The following is an 18871-nucleotide window of genomic DNA, read 5'->3' on the forward strand; positions in this document are numbered from 1 at the left end:
CATCGTGTACGACCCCACTGTCGCCCGGCTCACCTACCGGGCCCTGCTCGGCCGCCGCAGGGCGCTGATCCTCTTCGCCCTGCCCGTCCTGCTGATCGTCATCTCCGCCGCCGTCCGCGGTTTCAGCGGCCCCGACGACCAGGTCGCCTCCGACCTCCTCGGCGGCTTCGCGCTCGCCACGATGGTGCCGATCATCGGCGTCATCGCGGGCACCGGAGCCATCGGCCCGGAGATCGACGACGGCTCCGTCGTCTACCTCCTCTCCAAGCCGGTCAAGCGGCCCACGATCATCATCACCAAGCTGACCGTGGCCATCGCCGTGACCATGGCCTTCTCCGCGATCCCGACCTTCATCGCGGGCATGATCCTGAACGGCAACGGCCAGCAGATCGCGGTGGCCTACACCATCGCCGCCCTGGTCGCCTCCATCGCGTACGCCGCGATCTTCCTGCTCCTTGGCACGATCACCCGGCACGCGGTGGTCTTCGGACTCGTCTACGCCCTCGTGTGGGAGGCCCTCTTCGGGTCGCTGGTCTCCGGGGCGCGCACGCTCAGCGTCCAGCAGTGGTCCCTTGCCGTCGCCCAGAAGACCGCAGGCGGGGACCTGGTCACCTCGGACGTCGGTCTGCCGGTCGCCACGGTCCTCCTGGTCGGCGTCACGGTGCTCGCCACGTGGTACGCGGGGCAGAAGCTGCGCTCGCTGACCCTGGCCGGGGAGGAGTGATTAATTCAGTGGCGGGCGATCCGGGGCGCGGGGCACAGTAGTTGTGTCACCGCGCCACGAGCCTGGCGCCCGCCTACTGGGAGAGGAGCCGACGTGTCCATCACCGGTCCGTCGAGTTCCCAGCAGGGCAGCCCGCGGCAGGCTTCGGAGTAGTCACTCGCTCCGTAGAGCCCCGCCCACGGGGGAGTTGCCCGGGGCGGCCGCTTCGAGCGCGCACTTCGCTGCGCGGGCCGCCCACCCAACGACGCACTGAGCCGGGACCGAATCATTCGGTCCCGGCTCAGTGCGTCGGCTTGCGGAACGGTCAGGCCTGCGGCTCGGTCAGGCCTGCGCAGGGGTCAGGCCGACGGAACGGTCAGCCGAGGAGCTTTTCCAGCACCACCGCGATGCCGTCGTCCTCGTTCGACGTCGTCACCTCGTCCGCCACCGTCTTGAGTTCCTCGTGGGCGTTGGCCATCGCCACGCCGTGGGCCGCCCAGCCGAACATCGGGATGTCGTTGGGCATGTCCCCGAAGGCGATCGTGTCCGCGGCCTTCGCGCCCAGTCGGCGGGCCGCGAGGGACAGACCCGTCGCCTTGGAGAGGCCGAGAGGCAGCAGCTCGACGATGCCCTCGCCGGCCATCGTCACGCCGACCAGGCCGCCCGCCACCTGACGCGCCACCGAGGCCAGCTCGTCGTCGCTCAGGCCAGGATGCTGGACGTACACCTTGTTCAGCGGGGCCGCCCACAACTCGGCGACATCCGTGAACGGGACGGCGGGCAGCGGGCCGTCCTGGACCGCGTACCCAGGACCCACGATCACCTCGCCGTCGAGGCCGTCACGGCTCGCGGCGAGCGCCAGCGGGCCGATCTCCGCCTCTATCTTCGCGAGCGCGATACCGGCCAGCTGCCGGTCGAGCGTGACCGACGTGAGCAGCCGGTGCTCGCCCGCGTGGTAGACCTGCGCGCCCTGCCCGCACACGGCCAGGCCGTCGTAGCCCAGATCGTCCAGGATGTGCCGGGTCCACGGCACGGCACGGCCGGTGACGATGATGTGCGCGGCGCCCGCCGCGGTGGCCGCGGTGAGCGCGTCGCGCGTACGCGCCGAGACCGTGTCGTCGGAGCGCAGGAGCGTTCCGTCGAGGTCGGTCGCGACGAGTTTGTACGGGAAGGACGGCGTGACAGGAGCAGGGTGGCTCACTTGTTGATGGGCTCCAAGATCTCTCGTCCCCCCAGGTACGGACGCAGTACCTCAGGCACCCACACGGAGCCGTCGGCCTGCTGGTGATTCTCCAGGAGGGCGACGATCGTGCGCGGTACGGCGCAGAGCGTGCCGTTGAGCGTCGCGAGCGGCTGCGTCACCTTCTTGCCGTCGCTCTCCTCGCGCATCCGGATCGACAGGCGGCGGGACTGGAAGGTGTCGCAGTTCGACGCGGAGGTCAGCTCGCGGTACTTGCCCTGCGTCGGGATCCACGCCTCGCAGTCGAACTTCCGCGAAGCCGACGAGCCCAGGTCACCCGTGGCCACGTCGATCACCTGGAAGGGCAGGCCGAGGCCGGTCAGCCACTGCTTCTCCCACTCCAGGAGCCGCTGGTGCTCGTTCTCCGCGTCCGCCGGGTCGACGTACGAGAACATCTCGACCTTGTCGAACTGGTGCACCCGGAAGATGCCGCGGGTGTCCTTGCCGTACGTGCCGGCCTCACGGCGGAAGCAGGGCGAGAAGCCCGCGTACCGGAGGGGCAGCTTGTCGGCGTCGATGATCTCGTCCATGTGGTAACCGGCGAGCGCGACCTCGGAGGTGCCGACCAGGTAGTAGTCGTCCTTCTCCAGGTGGTAGACGTTCTCGGCGGCCTGGCCGAGGAAGCCCGTGCCCTCCATGGCGCGCGGGCGGACCAGGGCGGGCGTCAGCATCGGGATGAACCCGGCCTCCGTCGCCTGCGCGATCGCCGCGTTCACCAGGGCCAGTTCGAGCAGGGCGCCGACACCCGTGAGGTAGTAGAAGCGCGACCCTGAGACCTTCGCGCCGCGCTCGACGTCGATGGCGCCGAGCATCTCGCCGAGCTCCAGGTGGTCCTTGGGCTCGAAGCCCTCGGCCGCGAAGTCGCGCGGCGTGCCGATGGTGTCGAGGACGACGAAGTCCTCCTCGCCGCCGACCGGGACGTCCGGGTGTACGAGGTTGCCCAGCTGGCCGAGGAGACGCTTGGTCTCCTCGTCGGCCTCGTCCTGGGCGGCGTTGGCCGCCTTGACGGCGGCGGAGAGCTCGCCGGCCTTCTTCAGGAGCTCGGCCTTCTCGTCACCCGAGGCCTTGGGGATGAGCTTGCCGAGCGCCTTCTGCTCGGAACGGAGCTCGTCGAAGCGGAGCCCGGACGACCTGCGCCGCTCGTCGGCGGAGAGCAGGAGGTCGACTAGCGCGACGTCCTCTCCACGGGCGCGCTGGGAGGCGCGAACACGGTCGGGGTCCTCACGGAGCAGGCGAAGGTCAATCACCCCACCAGGCTACCGTCGAGCGGTTCCGGCTCACGACTCGATAACCCTCGATAACCCACTCCAGGGTGTTATGCCCGATTTGCCGGAATGGGAATTCTCGAACGTGACTCAGCCTGTGGCCGAGTCAATGGAAAGGGTGCCATTCCCCGAAATGGGGCAGAGGGGACCCGCCCCCTTGACTCGATCTCCTTGTGTGGGGCGGGACTTGGGGCCCCGGTTGTCCACAGGAATATCTCTTCCTGAAAAGTTATCCACAGGCTGTGCGAAAGATCTGTGGATGCCGGAAAAGATCGTTCCGAAAGCCGCATGCGCGACGAAGGATTCCCGCCCCAAACCACCCTCACACCCACTTTCGAGTGGAAATGGTTCGCTCCAAAGAGTTGATCACTGGAAAAGGGTGGACGAGAGGCGACGTGCTCGACTGTGGACGGACTTGTGAGTTGTAGGCCGATTTGTCGACCATGTCGTGGTTCGTTGTCGACTTGTCCCCAGGTCGAGAAGGGGGCTGTGGATAACTTTGTGGACAACGTAAATCAGCAGGTAAGACCGCTCAGAACCGGCCGTCCTGGCACTGCGTCAGCCAGTCCGACGCCGCGAGGAACTCGCCGTCGGTCGTCCCGGGCCGCAGCGGCCGGACGTCACCGCGCGCCACGCCCGCCCGCGGGTACGACCCGAGGAAGCGCACCTGCGGGCAGATCCGCTTGAGGCCCATCAGCGCCTCGCCCACACGGCGGTCCGTGATGTGCCCTTCGGCGTCCACGGAGAAGCAGTAGTCGCCGATGCGCTGGCCGGTGGGCCGCGATTCGATGCGCATCAGGTTGACCCCGCGCACGGCGAACTCCTGGAGCAGTTCGAGCAGGGCGCCCGGGTGGTCGTCGCCGAGCCAGATGACCACCGAGGTCTTGTCCGCGCCGGTCGGGGCCGCGGGTCGGGCCGGGCGGCCGACCAGGACGAAGCGGGTCTCGGCGGTCGCCGCGTCGTGGATCTCGCTGACCAGCGGCTCGAGTCCGTACGTCGCCGCAGCGAACTCGCCCGCGAAGGCAGCGTCGAAGCGTCCCTCCTGGACCAGGCGGGCGCCGTCCGCGTTCGATGCCGCCGACTCCCACAGGGCGTCCGGGAGGTTCGCCGCGAGCCAGTTGCGGACCTGGGGCTGGGCCACCGGGTGGCCGGTCACCGTCTTGATGTCCTTGAGCTGCGTGCCGGGCCGTACGAGCAGCGCGAACGCGATCGGCAGGACGACCTCGCGGTAGATCATCAGGGGCTCGCCCTTGGCGAGCTCGTCGACGGTGGTCGTCACGCCGCCCTCGACCGAGTTCTCGATCGGCACCAGCGCGGCCGCCGCCTCGCCGCCGCGCACCGCGTCCAGGGCGGCCGGCACGGACACCATCGGGACGAGCTCCCTGGTGGCCGCTTCGGGGAGCGTGCGGAGTGCGGCCTCGGTGAAGGTGCCCTCGGGGCCGAGATAGGTGTAGCGCATCGCCGACATACCGTCACCCTAATGGCCTGTCCGTGGCAGGGCTCACGCGTCTCACGGAGCGGCGCCCACCCCACGCGCTCGCGCGTGTCAGCCAGGCGGCACCCCTGCCGACGTACGAGCGGAGACGGGCGGGCGCGGCCGGCCTATCCCTCCAGCAGCCGCTGCCCCACGTACTCCCCCTTCGCCGCCCCGCCCGGCACCGCGAAGAGCCCGCTCGACTCGTGCCGGATGAACTCCGACAGCGCGTCCCCCCGGTCGAGCTTGCGCTGCACCGGCACGAAGCCGCGGAGCGGGTCGGCCTGCCAGCACACGAAGAGCAGGCCCGCGTCCGGCTCCCCGTCCTTGTCGAAGCCGTCGTGGTACGAGAACGGGCGGCGCAGCATCGCCGAGCCGCCGTTCTGGTCGGGCCGGGTGATGCGCGCATGGGCGTTGAGCGCGATGACGTACTCGCCGTCCGCGCCCGCCTTCTCCAGCTTCGGCTCGGTGGTCTCCGTACCGCCGGTCAGCGGTGAGCCGTCCGACTTGTGGCGCCCGATGACCGCCTCCTGGTGCCCCTTGCCGAGCTTCTCCCAGTCGTCCAGGAGCATGCGGATACGGCGTACGACGACGTACGAGCCGCCCGCCATCCAGGACGGGTCACCTGTGGCGGGCACATAGATCCGACGGTCGAAGTCGTCCTCCGACGGCTTCGGATTGTTCGTGCCGTCGATCTGGCCCATCAGGTTGCGGGTCGTCATCGGGTGCGCGGTAGCGCCGGGCGAGCGGTTGAAGCCGTTCATCTGCCAGCGCACGCGCGCCGCGTCGCCCGCCTCCTTCTGGAGGGTGCGCAGCGCGTGGAAGGCGACGAGCGGGTCGTTCGCGCCGATCTGCACCCACAGATCGCCGTCGCTGCGCGCCTTGTCGAGGCGGTCGGAGGAGAAGTCCGGCAGCGGGTCGAGCGCCGCAGGGCGCTGCTTCTCCAGGCCGGTGCGCTTGAAGAAGCTGTGGCCGAAGCCGAAGGTGACGGTCAACGACGACGGGCCCGCGTCCCGGGCGACGTCCGTGTCCTCGCCCTCGGCGGCCTCGCCCGCCATCAGCCGCTCGGCCGCGGCCGACCAGCGGCGCAGCAGGGCCGCCGCCTCCTTGCGCCCCGCGCCCGCCGCGAGGTCGAAGGCCACCAGATGGCCGCGGGACTGGACGGGTGTGGTGATGCCCGGCTGATGTTTCCCGTGAAACATGACCGTGTCCGCGCCAAGGGACGCCAGCGACGCCGCCTTCTCGGGGGTTTCCGAGGGTGCAGCGGCGTACCCGGCCGCACCGCCCGCCGCACCGAGCGCGAGGCCGGTGGCGCCGGCGGTGCCGAGCAGCCGCCGCCTCGAGATCCCGTTGTCCGCCATGGTGGTTCCGTTCAGCCGATCTGCACGTTCTTGTTCACGGTCACTTGGTCGATGTCGGAGGTGCGCACGGTCACCGCGATCTTCCACTTGCCCGCCATCGGAATCTGCACCCCGCTCGCGCTCCAGTGTCCGGTGGCGATGCGGTCGGGCGCGGCGGGCAGCGGGCCGAGGTCCTTCGACGCGAGGGTGAAGGAGACCTTCACCTCGGGGATGTCGAAGGCGCTGCCGTTCGGCCGCTTCACGAAGATGTGCATCTCGTTGCTGCCGGTGCGGCCCGGGTCCAGGTCGAGCTGCAGAGTGCCCTTGCCGTCGTCGGCGCCCGTGTCGAAGGGGATCTTGAGTGTGAGCGGGCCTGACCGCTGCGCGGCGGCGGCCGTCTGCGAGGCGGCTGCTTCCTCCTCCGTGCGGCCGGGCTCGGTGGATGTCAGGACCGTGGTGACGGCCAGCAGGACGACGGCGACACCCGCCTCGGCGAGCACGGAGCGGCGCAGGCCGGACCGGTTGGGGTCCGCGTCGCGGATCCGCTTCTCCTGGGCGGTGTTCATGGCGGCCTGCTGACGGGCGAGCTGAGCCGAGCGCTTGGAGTCCGCCTCACCGCCCCCGGCGGGCACCGTCACCGGCTTCTTCTCCACGCGCTTGGCCGCGGCACGCTTCTCGGCCCGCTTCTCGACGACGGCCGCCGCCGCGGCCTCCGGGGCGATGTCGCCCGCCTGGTTCGCGATCCGCGCCGTCCACCGCCGTGAGATCCCGGCGATGCCGACGAGGACGACCACCAGGCCGACCTTGATGAGGAGCAGCTGCCCGTACCACGTACCGGTGAGGGCCGACCATGAGCCGACCTGCCGCCACGACTGGTAGATCCCCGTCGCGGCCAGCGCGACGACGCTGCAGAACGCCACGCGCGAGAAGCGCCGCACCGCCTCGCCGTCCACCGACGGCGCGAAGTAGAGGGCCACGACGAGCGCCGAGAGCCCGCCGAGCCAGGCGGCGACGGCGAGCAGGTGCACCACGTCCACGGGCATCGCGATCCCGGCCTGGATGCCGGTCGACGCGTGCTCGGCCATGGCCCAGGTCGCCCCGAGCCCGACGGCGACGACGCCGCCGCCGATCGCGAGCCCGAAGGTGAGGTCCCTGCGCTCCTTGGGGTCGGTCCGTTTCTCGTACGCACCGAAGAGCACCGCGATGAAGAGCGCGGCGGCGGCGAGCAGCAGCAGCCGGGAGACCAGCGCGGCTCCGGTCTTCGTCTGGAGTACGTCGCCGAGCTTGGCCAGGTCGAAGGCGTCGGCGAGCTTCCCCGACCCGGTGTAGGGCGCGCGCAGCAGCAGCATCACGAGGGTGGCCGCGGTGAGCGTGACCCAGCCGGACACCACAAGGCGCTGCACGGGCCGCACGCCGGCGCCGCGCGGCCAGCAGCCGAGCACGAAGGCCGCACCGCCGACGACGAGGATGAATCCGGCGTACGAGAGGTAGCGCGCGAAGTCGTAGAGCCCGCCGACGAATCCGCCGCCCGCCTCCTGGTCCGGCAGCGCGACCTTGGTGTCGGACGGCGCGCCCACGGAGAAGGTGTAGGCGCCGGAGATGGGGTGGCTGTCGGCGGAGACGACTTGGTAGGCGACGGTGAAGGTGCCGTCGGGCAGCCCCTTGTGCAGCTTCACGCCGTACGTGTTGGCCCCGAGGTCACTGGTCTTGCCGGTGTCGACACGCTTGCCGGCCGGGTCGAGTACCCGTACGGAGCCGTCGGACATGGCGACCTTCTCGGAGAAGGTCAGCGACACGCTCGCGGGCGCCTTGTCGACCACCGCCCCCTGCTTGGGGTCGCTTCCCGTCAGCGCCGCGTGCGCGGAGGCCGGGGTCGCCGTGGCCAGCAGCGCGCCGAGGAAGACGGCAACGACGAGCAGCAGCCGTCCGGCGCCCGGGGTTATCCCGAAGCGGGCGGCGGCCCCGGAGCGAGCTCCACAGCGGGGAGCGATGGTCTGCATCAGCGATCAGTCCCTCAGTGCGACGCGTGCTTGCCGGGCTTGGGGTTGTACGTGGCGGCCTTCACCGGAACCTCAATCTCGATGGGGTCCGACTTCGCGAAGTGCAGCGTCACGGCGACCTTGTCGCCCTGCTTCGGCTTGTGCTTGAGCTCCTCGAACATGAGGTGGTTGCCGCCCCGCGTGAAGTCGAGCTCGCCGTCCGCGGGTACGTCGAACGACTTCTGCTCCTTCATCGCGTTGCCCTTGGTGCTGTGCAGCGTGACCTTCTTGGCGACGGAGCTGGTCACCGAGGTGAGTTCGTCGGCGCCGCCCTTGTTCGTGACGGTGAAGAACCCGGAGGCCATGGTGTCCATGGCGGGCTCGGGCATGAAGGCGCCGGAGACCTTGAGCTCGGGCTTGTCGGACGTCTTGTCCGCGGAGGCTTCCGAGCAACCCGCGAGGGCGAGGCCCGCCGTCAGTGCCATGGCCCCGCTGACGAGAATGCGGCGGTTCACGGGGTCGCTCCCTTGACGAGCTTGGGGAGGTCCTTGGTGTAGTCGTCCACGGTGGCGTCCTCGCCGTACAGGACGTACCCGTCGTCGGTCTTCGGAGAGAACGCGATGACCTGCGTGCCGTGCATCGAGACGACCTTGCCCTTCTCCTTCTTGGAGGGCTCGATGCTGATGCCGAGGGTGCGGGCGCTGCCCTGGATGGTGTCGAAGTCGCCGGTCAGACCGATGAAGTCGGTGTCCTGGGCCTTGAGCCACTTGCCGAGGGCGGCGGGGGTGTCGCGCTCGGGGTCGGTGGTGACGAAGACGACCTGGAGATCGTCCTGCTCGGCCTTGGGCAGCTGCTTCTTGGCGACGGCGATGTTGCTCATCGTCAGGGGGCAGACGTCCGGGCAGTTGGTGTAGCCGAAGTAGACGAGCGTCGGCTTGCCCTTGGTCTCGGCGCGCAGGTCGTACTTCTTGCCGTGCGTGTCAGTGAGGACGAGGTCCGGCTTCTCGAAGGGCTTGTCGAGGATGGTCGCGGCTTTGTCGCCGTTGGACTCGACGGAGACGTCCGCGACGGGCTTCTTGCTGTCGTCACCGCTGCCGCAGGCGGACAGGGTGAGGGCGGCCGCGGCCAGCATGGCGGCGGCGAGCAGCTTCTTCTTGCGCATACGAAAATGTCCCAGATGTTAGGGGGGCCGGGCGCACCGGGGGCGGTCGAAACGCCCCCGGCGCGGCCCGAAGGAGTGGCTCAGCTGGTGGTGCGCCGACGGCCGGCGAGGACCCCGAAGGCCACGCCGGCGGCGCCGACGACGATGCCGACGATGCCGAGCACACGGGCGGTGGAGTCGCTGCTGTCGGAGGAGGCTGCGGACTCGGTCTTGTCGTCCGACTTCGCGTTTTCCTTGGCGTCGTCGTGCGAGGCGGCGGCGCCGTGGCCGTCCTCGGACGGGGCGGTCAGAGCGAGGGCCGGAGCAGGGTGCTCGGGCTCTTCCTGGCCCTTCTGCTGCGGCTCGATCCAGCGGACGACTTCCTTGTTGTCGTACGTCTGGACAGCCTTGAAGACCAGTTGGTCGGCGTCCTCGGGCAGCGCGCCGATGGAGAGCGGGAACTTCTGGAAGGTGCCCGGCTGGACGCCCTTGCCGTCGGCGGTCCAGGTGACCTTGGAGACGGCCTCGTCGATCTTCTCGCCGTGCATCTCGAGCGGCTTGTCGAGCTTGGCCTTGGTGACCTTGGCGGTCCAGCCGGGGACGGGCTGCGTCATGACGGAGGCGAGGGGGTGGTCCTCGGGGAAGGAGATCTCGAGCTTGTTCGTCGAGGCGTCGTCCATCTCGTTCGGCACCTTGAAGTTGACCGTGGCGTAGCCGCCCTTGGCGGCCTCGCCCTCGGCCGTGACGCTGACGTGCGCGAAGGCGGGGACGGAGAGCAGCAGGACCGCGGAGGCGGCGACACCACCGACGACGGAGACGCGGGAGGCCTTCACGGTGGACAGCGCGGACAGAACAGACATGGGAACACTCCACTTTCAGCGGTGGTGATCAACAGTGCTGATCGGACCAGCAGTGGTGATCAGGGGAGAGGGCGCGCGGCGACGAACCGAGCGGGCACGCGCGCGTGGACGCCGCCGGCCGTGAGGCACCTCTCCGTAGTGCTGCGGTAGGAGTGCGTCGCGTCAGGCAGCGAGTGCGAGTGCGGCGCCGGTCGGCGGGCCCCGCCTGATCACCGTGTGCTGAAGCGCGGTGGTGTGCGGCTTTGGCGGTACGAGGGTGGCGAGGCGCGGCGTCCTGAGCATCGCGCCGGGCGTCCCGGGAAGCCCGGCACGAAGGGCGCGTACGAGAGCGAACGCCCCGCGCAGGGAACGCATGAGCGCCACCTCGGCGACTCCGTACGCCCCGTGCGCCGAGAGCCGCACGAGCCGGAGCAGCGCGACGTCGCCGCGGCGCAGCAGCCATCCGGCGGCGACGGCGGCAAGGACGTGCCCCAGGAGCATCGGAAGCGACGGCAGCAGGGACATCGAGTCCATCGCCGTGTCCGCCGCCGAGGCCGGGTCACTGTGGTGCATGGCGTGGCCCGAGGCCCCGCCGCCCGGCTCCATGCCCGACGTCGTCAGGATCCGGTGGGCCTGGGCGGGGCTGAGATTGGCCGCGCCCGCCCCGCACACCAGACGCGCGGCCCGCTCCACCAAGGAGGTGTCCGCGGTCGCGGCGGTCGCCGCCGTCGCGCCGCCGTGCTGGCCGATCCCGAAAAGCGCGTGCAGGCCCACCTGCCCCGCAGCGAGCGCGCCGGCGATGCCCGGCAGTGAGCGCTCACGCCCGGCGAGCGGTGCCGCGACGGCGAGGACGGCCAGGAATCCGACGCCGAGCGTCCACAGCGGGACGGCGGCGCAGGAAGCGAGCACATGGCCCCCGGCGGACAGCACGACGCAGAGCACGGCGAACACCGAGGCTCTCAGGAGCCGGAGGTCGACTCCGGCGCGCGCTTCGCGTGGGTGGGGGGCAGTCATGGCCGGAACATCATTGCACTGGCCTTACCTGCCGCATGCGGCAGGTCCGCAAGCTCCCATGGATGCCGATGAGCACCCATTCGATGCCCATAGGAACTGAATGGGTGCCTTTGGGGGGCGTGAAAGTTGCCCTTGGGGGGCGTGTCTACACCGTCCGGAGCCGCCCGCGCGTCCGCCGTATGGGCGGCATCACGTCAACTGCGCGCTTATACACGGGCGCTTGCGGCAATACGTATCGGTATGTCGAGCCGCGGCCAGGAGGCTGGAGCATGAGCATGTGGTGGTCTCTCCATTTGCGGCGCGAAGCTGCGAGCGTCCCGCTGGCCCGTCGGCTGCTGATCGGCACGATGGAGAGCGCGGGGGTGGATCCCGACGTCTCGTACGACCTGTCGGTGGCTCTCAGCGAGGCCTGTGCCAACGCGGTGGAGCACGGCGGAACGCCGGTCCCCGAGGGCGCGGCCGGGGCGTATCGGGTGACGGCGTACCTCGACGGCGAGAAGTGCCGCATCGAAGTGGCCGATTCCGGACCGGGATTCGTGCCCGTCGCGCAGCCGGTGTCCGACACCGCAGAGCACGGGCGGGGTCTGTACCTCATCCAGGAGCTCGCCGATCATGTGCACTTCGGCAACAAGCCGGGGGGCAGGGGCGGCGCGGTGATCAGCTTCGACAAGATCCTCAAGTGGCGCGAGGACACACCGCTCGTCACGGCCTGAAGCCCTCTGAAGGCCCTCCCGGAGCCCGGGTGGCCCCCGATGCCCCCGGGTGGCTCAGCCCGATGGCAGCGCCCTGCACAGGGCGGCGAGCGCCGCTTCGTACGCGTGCTCCGGCGGCGTGGAGTAGCCGACGACCAAGCCGTCGGGCGCGGGCATCGTGGCCTCCGGGTGGCGGAACTCGGCCAGGCCCTCCAGCGCGAGGCCCTGCCAGGCGGCCGCCTTCGCGGTGGACTGTTCGGTGCCGGGCGGCAGCCGCAGGACGGCGTGCAGGCCCGCGGCGACTCCGGTCGGGCTGATGTGCGGGGCGTGCGCGGCGAGCGCGGAGACGAGCTGGTCGCGGCGGTGACGGTAGCGCTGGCGCATGCGGCGGATGTGCCGGTCGTAATGGCCCGACTCGATGAGGTCGGCGAGCGTGAGCTGGTCGATGACGCCGGCCCACGCCTCCCGTTCGCCCTTCGCCGCGAGCGCTCCGTCGATGAGGTGTTCGGGCAGAACAAGCCACCCCAGACGCACTCCGGGAGAGAGGCTCTTGCTGACCGAGCCCATGTAGACGACGCGTTCGGGGTCCAGACCCTGTACCGCGCCCACCGGCTCCCGGTCGTACCGGAACTCTCCGTCGTAGTCGTCCTCCAGGACGAGTCCGTCGCGGGCGCGCGCCCAGTCGATCACCGCCGCGCGCCGGGCCGGATCGAGGGGGCCGCCGGTCGGGAACTGGTGTGCGGGTGTGAGCAGTACCCCCCTGATCCGCTGACTCTCGGTCAACTCCTCGATCCGGGCGCCCTTTTCGTCGAGGCCGAGCGGGACCGTCCGTACGCCCGCGGTCGCGAGGATGGAGCGATGGAAGCCGAGGCCGTACGACTCCACGGCGATGGGGTATCCCCTGCTCGAGCGAAGCCGAGAGCTTGGGGAAGGGCCCCGCAGCACCCCGCCTCCCCCGCTCCCGAAGAGCAGCCGCAAGGCGTGCGCGAACCCGGAGCACACCACGATCCGCTCCGGGGCGGTACGCACCCCACGGGCGCGCCCCAGGTAGTCGGCGAGAGCCCTGCGCAGCTCGATGCGGCCCTGCGGGTCACCCGGCCCGAAGGCCTCGTTCGGCGCCGAGTTGAGGGCGCGCCGGGCCGCGGCGAGCCAGGCGGTGCGAGGGAAGGATGCGGGGTCGGGCCGGCCCTGGCGCAGGTCGTACGCGGGCGGGGCGGGCTTCGCGGGCCGGGTGGGGGCCCGCTTGGGGACGCGGGTGCGTGGGGGAGGCGCCGCCCGGTCGGCCACCCGCGTGCCCGACCCCTGCCGCGCGGTCAGCCAGCCCTCGGCGACCAGCTCGGCGTAGGCGTCGGCGACCGTGTTGCGGGCGATGCCCAGATCGGCGGCGAGCGAGCGGTAGGGCGGAAGCCGCGTCCCCGGAGCGAGCCGCCCCTCGCGCACGGCGTCGCGCAGCGCGCGGATGAGGACGGCGCGGCGGCCACCCGCCCCGGAGAGCTCCAGGTGCAGGTCACTCCCGATGCGCTCGGCCAAATTGACCCATGATTCCGGCATGAAAATGCACCCTATCCTGGGTCTATCCGGCCCGTAGATTCATGGTCATGACGAACAATGAGACCGCCACGCAGACCGCCGCCCCGTCCCACACCCACGCCCCCCGCCTCAACTTCGCCAAGGCCGCCCCGAAGGCCTTCAAGGCCGTGATCGGACTCGACGCCGCAGCCCGCGACGGCCTCGACCCGGCCCTGGTCGAGCTGATCCAGATCCGCGCCTCGCTGCTCAACGGCTGCGCGTACTGCCTGCACATGCACACCTCCGACGCGCGCAAGGCGGGCGAGGACGAGGCGCGGCTGCACATGGTCGGCGTCTGGCGCGAGGCCAGGAACTTCTTCACGGAGAAGGAGCAGGCGGCCCTCGACCTCACCGAGGCCGTCACGCTCGTCCACCAGGGCGGCGTCCCGGACGACGTCTACGCCCGCGCGGCGGCGCACTTCGACGAGACGGAGCTGGGCCACGTACTGGCCCTGATCTTTACCATCAACACCTGGAACCGCATCGCCCTGAGCACCGCCAAGGTGGCGGGCGAGGACGAGCGCTAGACCCTGCCGGGGAACGCGAAACCGGGCCCCTTCTTAAAGAAGAGGCCCGGTTCCTGAGACGGGGAAGACACTCAGCCCTTGAGCTCAGCCATCCACGCCTCGACGTCATCAGCACGCCGCGGCAGCGCCGCCGACAGGTTCTTGTTGCCGTCGGCCGTCACGAGGATGTCGTCCTCGATCCGCACGCCGATGCCGCGGTACTCCTCGGGCACCGTCAGGTCGTCCGCCTGGAAGTACAGACCGGGCTCGACCGTCAGGCACATGCCGGGCTCAAGGACACCGTCGGCGTACGTCTCGCGGCGCGCGGCAGCGCAGTCGTGGACGTCCATGCCGAGCATGTGACCGGTGCCGTGCAGGGTCCAGCGGCGCTGGAGGCCCAGCTCCAGGACACGCTCGACCGGGCCCTCCACGAGCCCCCACTCCACGAGCCTCTCGGCGAGCACGCGCTGCGCGGCGTCGTGGAAGTCGCGGAACTTGGCACCCGGCTTGACCGCCGCGATGCCGGCCTCCTGGGCCTCGTACACGGCGTCGTAGATCTTCCGCTGCAGTGCGTCGAAGCGGCCGTTGATCGGCAGCGTCCGCGTCACGTCGGCGGTGTAGTACGTGTGCGTCTCCACACCGGCGTCGAGCAGCAGCAGCTCCCCGGAGCGCACGGCGCCGTCGTTGCGCACCCAGTGCAGCGTCGTGGCGTGCGGGCCCGCGGCGCAGATCGAGCCGTAGCCGATGTCGTTGCCGTCGACGCGGGCGCGCAGGAAGAACGTGCCCTCGATGTAGCGCTCGCTGGTCGCCTCGGCCTTGTCCAGGACGCGTACGACGTCCTCGAACCCACGGACCGTCGAGTCGCATGCCTTCTGCAGCTCGCCGACCTCGAACTCGTCCTTGACCAGGCGGGCCTCGGAGAGGAAGACGCGCAGCTCTTCGTCGCGCTCGGCGGTGACCTTGTCGGTCAGCGCGGCCTCGATGCCGGCGTCGTAACCGCGGACGACGCGGACGGAGCCGGTCGCCTCGCGCAGCTGCCCGGCCAGCTCGCGCACGTCGGACGCCGGGATGCCGTGCAGCGTCTCGGCCTCGGTGAGAGAGTGCCTGCGGCCGACCCAGAGCTCGCCCTGGCCGTCCAGCCAGAACTCGCCGTTCTCGCGGTTGGAGCGCGGCAGCAGGTAGATGGTGGCCTCGTGGCCGCTCGTGCCGTCCGCGAAGTCCGTCGGCTCCAGGACGAGTACGCCGTCCTCCGTCTGGTTGCCGGTCAGGTACGCGTACTCGACGGAGGCGCGGAAGGCGTACTCCGTGTCGTTCGAGCGGGTCTTGAGATTGCCCGCGGGGATGACGAGGCGCTCGCCCGGGAAGCGGGCGGAGAGCGCGGCACGGCGGGCGGCGGTGTGCTCGGCCTGGGCGATCGGCTGCAGGTCGTGCAGCTCTGTGTCGGCCCAGCCGGACTTCATGTTCTCGGCGAGCTCGTCGGAGACTCCCGGGTACAGGCCGTTCTTGCGCTGCTTGATCGGCTCTTCCTCGGACTCGATCTCCAGGTCTTCCGGGGTCTCCGGGTTCTCCGAAATGAGCTCCTCCGACACGATCTGCCTCCTATGTACGACACTGGGCCCCCTCCATCGTACGGGCGTACGGAAGGGGGCCCAGAGCCGGAAGGCCCATTACATGCCGTATTGCGGGGGTCACTCGACACGGGCCGCGAGGAGAACCACGTCCTCGTCGCTGTCGACCGCGTCAAGACCGTCCGGCAGCACCGTCCGCAGGACGTGATCCACGAGCGCGTCCGGGTCGTCACGCACCGACTTCGGCACGCTCGCCGCCGCCGCGTGCAGCCGCGCGAAGGCCCGGTCCATCGGGTCTCCGGTGCGGTGCAGCAGCCCGTCGGTGTAGAGAAGCACCGTTTCTCCAGGCTCCGGCTGGAACTCCACGCTCGGCGCCTCCCAGCACGCGAGCATGCCCAGCGGCGCCGAGAGCGACGTCTCCACGAACTCCGTGCGCCGCTCGCCGATCACGAGCGGCGGGCTGTGCCCGGCCCCGGCCAAGACGATCTTGCGAAGGGCCGGTTCGCAGTACGCGAAGAGGGCCGTCGCGGACCGCGCGGGCTCGGTGAGCCGAAGCAGCAGCTCCAGATCGGACAGGACGGCGACGGGGTCCTCGCCCTCCATCACGGCGTACGCCCGCAAGGAGGCCCGCAGGCGCCCCATCGCGGCGACGGCGCTCGGCCCGGACCCAGTGACGGACCCGACCGCGAGGCCGAGCGCGGCGTCGGGCAGCGGCAGCGCGTCGAACCAGTCGCCGCCTCCGAGCGCGGAGGTGCGGTGCCGGGCGGCGAGCTGCACCCCGGCGACCCGCGGCAGGCGCGAGGGCAGCAGCTCCTCGCGCAGGGTGGCCTCCGTCGTGCGTGCGCGGTCCAGTTCGATCAGCCGCGCCAGGTGCTCGGCGGCCTGGCGTGCGTAGAGGCCGACGAGGTGGCGCTGGCGCTCGCCGGGCTCCGCGGGCTCGTCGTACAGCCAGACGGCGGCGCCGATCCGGCCCGCCGCTTCGGCGGACAGGGGGAGGGCGTAGCTCGCCGCGTAGCCGAGCCGGGTGGCCACCTCGCGGTGGCGGGGGTCCAGGGTGCTGTCGGCGAGCAGATCGGCGTTGACGATCTCGGTCTCGGCGCCGGGCAGCGCGGGCGGCGCGTCGAGGAGCCGGCCGAAGGCGGTGGCGGCGCGGGGCACCGTCTCGATGTGGCCGAGGTCGGCGCGGGCCAGGCCGAGGCCGACGGTGGTGTCGGGGCCGAGCCCGTCGGTGGGCTCCAGAACGAGCAGGCCGCGGCGGGCGCCGACCAGGGCGGCTCCGGCGCGCAGCAGTTCGTGCAGGGCCTCGTCGAGGGTGGCCGTGCGGGCCAGGCGTTCGGTGAGCTCCTGCAGCGTGGTCAGATCGGAGATCCAGCCCGCGAGCCGGTCCTGGATCATGAGGGTCGGTGCGCCTTGGGCCTGCGGGGCGGGCGCGACAGTGTGGTCCTGTGGCGGAACAGTTGAATCGATTCCGGCCACTTTCGGGAGGTGCGGAGCGTTCATGGCTGACGGCTTTCCGGCCGGTGCGTATTGCTCAATAGCATCGCAAACCCCCATGTCATTCTGCGCCGCTAGCAATGTTCTCCACATCTACACGCACTGATGAGGGGATGTCCAGCATTGTCCAGCTGGGATTCCTGGTGTCCGTGGGAATTCTGTGGCGTTTCGGCGATCTTGGTAACTTGGCTCAAAAGTGCCTGAGGTGACGGCATATTGCGATCGACTGGGATTGTTCAACAAGGGGCACTCCCAGGCCCTCAGGCACGGGAGGCGCGTCACAGCGGCCGTGATGGGTACGTACTCGGTGATGACCAGGGGCAGTTGGGATCAGCCCGGAACCTGGCGACGGACCCGGGCGTCTTAACTCACGACGACCGTGCCCCATCCTCCCGTGGGGGAGGCGGCGATAAGTATGCGGGACAGCAAACGCCAGGAACCGCCACCCCACGCCACGCTAACGCTCGGCCCCTAGGGGTTCCCCATGCCGCAGGCTGGGGTGTGATGCGCCAGTTCTACGCACAGCGAAGTGATCCACACATGGTGTGATGTGGCCCGCCGTGTTCCTCGGCGTGTATACGGAAAGGAACGAGCGCTCATGCGCGAGATCCTCGGAAGGCGACGCAGGCTCCTGTCCAGGCTCACCGGCAGGAAGTCTGACCAGAGTCCTGGTCTGATCGGCGCGGCCCTGACCTTCGCTACGGCCTGGCAGTGGCCCGTGGTGCCAGGTGTCGGACTCGACCGGCGAGACGGCACCCGCTGCGCCTGCCCCGACCCCGACTGCACGGTGCCAGGAGCGCATCCCCTCGACCCCGGCCTCCTCGCCGCGACGACCGACGAGCGCATGGTGCGCTGGTGGTGGACGAACCGCCCGGACGCCCCCATCGTGCTCGCCACCGGCGCCAGCGCCCCGTGCGCCGTCAGCCTGCCCGCGATCGCGGGCGCGCGCGCCTTGGCCGCACTCGACCAGACCGGCATCAGGCTCGGCCCGGTCGTGGCGACCCCCGCGCGCCTCTTCATCCTCGTCGCGCCGTACTCCATGGAGCAGTTGGGCGACCTGCTGTACGCCAAGGACTTCGTGCCGGGCTCACTGCGCTTCCACGGAGAGGGCGGGTATCTCGCCCTGCCGCCCTCCGGGACGGGGCAGGGTCCCGTGCGCTGGGAGCGGGCTCCGCTGCCCGGCTCGGCGGCGCCGTGGGTGCCCGACGTCGAGGCCGTGGTGGACGCGGTGGTGGACGCGCTCACTCGTACGGGTGTGAGCGCGCCCGAGTTGTAGGGGAAATGGGCGCGCGGCGAGCCGGGCGCCCCTCAAACGTCGTTAATGTCAGGCTCCATGAACCCCCGCCTGATCGCGCTCATGGGCGTCGTGGCCATTACGGTTCTCCTGCCGCTCGCCGGCGCGTCCGCGGGGCCCGTGGGCGACGGTGACGCCGAAGCCAAGCCGTCGGATCGGCAGGCGTACGCGGCATCGGGGGTCGCGCCGGATCCCGACGCGAAACAGCCCTCCCGGGAGAAGCCGACTTCGAAACGGCCCTCTACGGAGGGCGCGACTTCGGGCGACCGCTCTTCGGAGGGCCACCAGTCTTCGGAGGGTCGGTCTTCGAAGGACGCGTCTCTCCTGACGGGGCTCGGCCTCGACAGCGCCGCCCAGTGCGGCCCCGAACTCACCTCCCCCAAGGGCATCGAAGCCCAGACCTGCGTCCTGACCCAGGGGCACGACACCTGGGGACGCACGTACTACCGCAACACCACAGGTGATGAGCTGAGCGCCGTACTGACCGTTATGGGGCCGGGCGGACGCACCGTCCAGATGCACTGTGCGGTGGGCGCCGGCGACGAACCGGGGGCGTGCGAGACGCCGCGGGAGCGTACGGCGGGGAAGCCGAGGCGTATTCGGCGGTGGTGGAGTTCGCCGACGGGAGTGGCGGGCCGTTGCTCCTGCGCTCCGGGAGCAACTCCGCTCGGCGGTAGGCCAGTTGAGATCGCAGGTCGGCCTGGCAGTCGGCCGGACAGCGGGCCGGACATGGAAGCGCCCGGTTGCTGGCGA

Annotated in this window: 16 protein-coding genes and 1 pseudogene; 5 read left to right on the plus strand and 12 right to left on the minus strand. The window is 70.6% G+C overall.

Going from position 1 to position 18871, the window contains the following annotated elements; all coding sequences use genetic code 11:
• The first annotated feature begins 4 nt into the window (after positions 1-4).
• A complete protein-coding gene (locus AC5P1C_RS04875; protein WP_493864389.1) occupies positions 5-724 on the plus strand; it encodes an ABC transporter permease in 720 nt (239 codons plus the stop codon).
• Between the two features lie 355 nt (positions 725-1079).
• Here the strand turns inward: AC5P1C_RS04875 and AC5P1C_RS04880 are convergent, their stop codons facing one another.
• The 9 genes from AC5P1C_RS04880 to AC5P1C_RS04920 all read right to left on the minus strand — a co-directional run bounded on the left by AC5P1C_RS04880 (position 1080) and on the right by AC5P1C_RS04920 (position 10995).
• Positions 1080-1904 (minus strand): HAD family hydrolase, encoded by an 825-nt coding sequence (locus AC5P1C_RS04880; protein ID WP_493864390.1) that lies wholly within the window; start codon positions 1902-1904, stop codon positions 1080-1082.
• A complete protein-coding gene (gene serS / locus AC5P1C_RS04885; RefSeq protein ID WP_493864391.1) occupies positions 1901-3190 on the minus strand; it encodes a serine--tRNA ligase in 1290 nt (429 codons plus the stop codon). Before serS ends, AC5P1C_RS04880 begins: the two co-directional genes overlap by 4 nt.
• 550 nt (positions 3191-3740) lie before the next feature.
• Positions 3741-4676, minus strand: coding sequence for a prephenate dehydratase (gene pheA / locus AC5P1C_RS04890; protein ID WP_493864392.1), 936 nt, complete (start codon positions 4674-4676; stop codon positions 3741-3743).
• A gap of 134 nt (positions 4677-4810) precedes the next feature.
• Positions 4811-6043, minus strand: coding sequence for an iron uptake transporter deferrochelatase/peroxidase subunit (gene efeB, locus AC5P1C_RS04895; RefSeq protein WP_493864393.1), 1233 nt, complete (start codon positions 6041-6043; stop codon positions 4811-4813).
• A gap of 11 nt (positions 6044-6054) precedes the next feature.
• A complete protein-coding gene (locus AC5P1C_RS04900; protein WP_493864394.1) occupies positions 6055-8022 on the minus strand; it encodes a copper resistance CopC/CopD family protein in 1968 nt (655 codons plus the stop codon).
• Between the two features lie 14 nt (positions 8023-8036).
• Positions 8037-8516, minus strand: coding sequence for a copper chaperone PCu(A)C (locus AC5P1C_RS04905; protein ID WP_493864395.1), 480 nt, complete (start codon positions 8514-8516; stop codon positions 8037-8039).
• Positions 8513-9163: an SCO family protein gene (locus AC5P1C_RS04910; protein WP_493864396.1), complete on the minus strand. Its 651-nt coding sequence runs from the start codon at positions 9161-9163 to the stop codon at positions 8513-8515. Before AC5P1C_RS04910 ends, AC5P1C_RS04905 begins: the two co-directional genes overlap by 4 nt.
• An 80-nt stretch (positions 9164-9243) precedes the next feature.
• Positions 9244-10002, minus strand: coding sequence for a YcnI family copper-binding membrane protein (locus AC5P1C_RS04915; RefSeq protein ID WP_493864397.1), 759 nt, complete (start codon positions 10000-10002; stop codon positions 9244-9246).
• Between the two features lie 162 nt (positions 10003-10164).
• Positions 10165-10995 (minus strand): hypothetical protein, encoded by an 831-nt coding sequence (locus tag AC5P1C_RS04920; protein WP_493864398.1) that lies wholly within the window; start codon positions 10993-10995, stop codon positions 10165-10167.
• 269 nt (positions 10996-11264) lie between these two features.
• Between AC5P1C_RS04920 and AC5P1C_RS04925 the strand changes: the two genes are divergently transcribed.
• Positions 11265-11708, plus strand: coding sequence for an ATP-binding protein (locus tag AC5P1C_RS04925; protein WP_493864399.1), 444 nt, complete (start codon positions 11265-11267; stop codon positions 11706-11708).
• Between the two features lie 54 nt (positions 11709-11762).
• Here AC5P1C_RS04925 and pdxR read toward each other — a convergent pair whose 3' ends face one another.
• A complete protein-coding gene (gene pdxR / locus AC5P1C_RS04930) occupies positions 11763-13238 on the minus strand; it encodes a MocR-like pyridoxine biosynthesis transcription factor PdxR (RefSeq protein ID WP_493864400.1) in 1476 nt (491 codons plus the stop codon).
• 47 nt (positions 13239-13285) lie between these two features.
• Between pdxR and AC5P1C_RS04935 the strand changes: the two genes are divergently transcribed.
• Positions 13286-13783 (plus strand): carboxymuconolactone decarboxylase family protein, encoded by a 498-nt coding sequence (locus AC5P1C_RS04935; protein WP_493864401.1) that lies wholly within the window; start codon positions 13286-13288, stop codon positions 13781-13783.
• 71 nt (positions 13784-13854) lie between these two features.
• Here AC5P1C_RS04935 and AC5P1C_RS04940 read toward each other — a convergent pair whose 3' ends face one another.
• Positions 13855-15351: an aminopeptidase P family protein gene (locus AC5P1C_RS04940; RefSeq protein ID WP_493864402.1), complete on the minus strand. Its 1497-nt coding sequence runs from the start codon at positions 15349-15351 to the stop codon at positions 13855-13857.
• A 99-nt stretch (positions 15352-15450) separates the two neighbouring features.
• A complete protein-coding gene (locus AC5P1C_RS04945; protein WP_493864403.1) occupies positions 15451-16884 on the minus strand; it encodes a PP2C family protein-serine/threonine phosphatase in 1434 nt (477 codons plus the stop codon).
• Positions 16885-17422: 538 nt separating this feature from the next.
• On the opposite strand from AC5P1C_RS04945, the gene AC5P1C_RS04950 reads away from it, so the two are divergent.
• Positions 17423-18100, plus strand: coding sequence for a bifunctional DNA primase/polymerase (locus tag AC5P1C_RS04950; protein ID WP_493864404.1), 678 nt, complete (start codon positions 17423-17425; stop codon positions 18098-18100).
• Between the two features lie 45 nt (positions 18101-18145).
• Positions 18146-18795 (plus strand): annotated as a pseudogene (locus tag AC5P1C_RS04955) (hypothetical protein).
• Positions 18796-18871: the final 76 nt, after the last annotated feature.

The sequence above is a fragment of the Streptomyces sp. A18 genome, assembly GCF_059026065.1.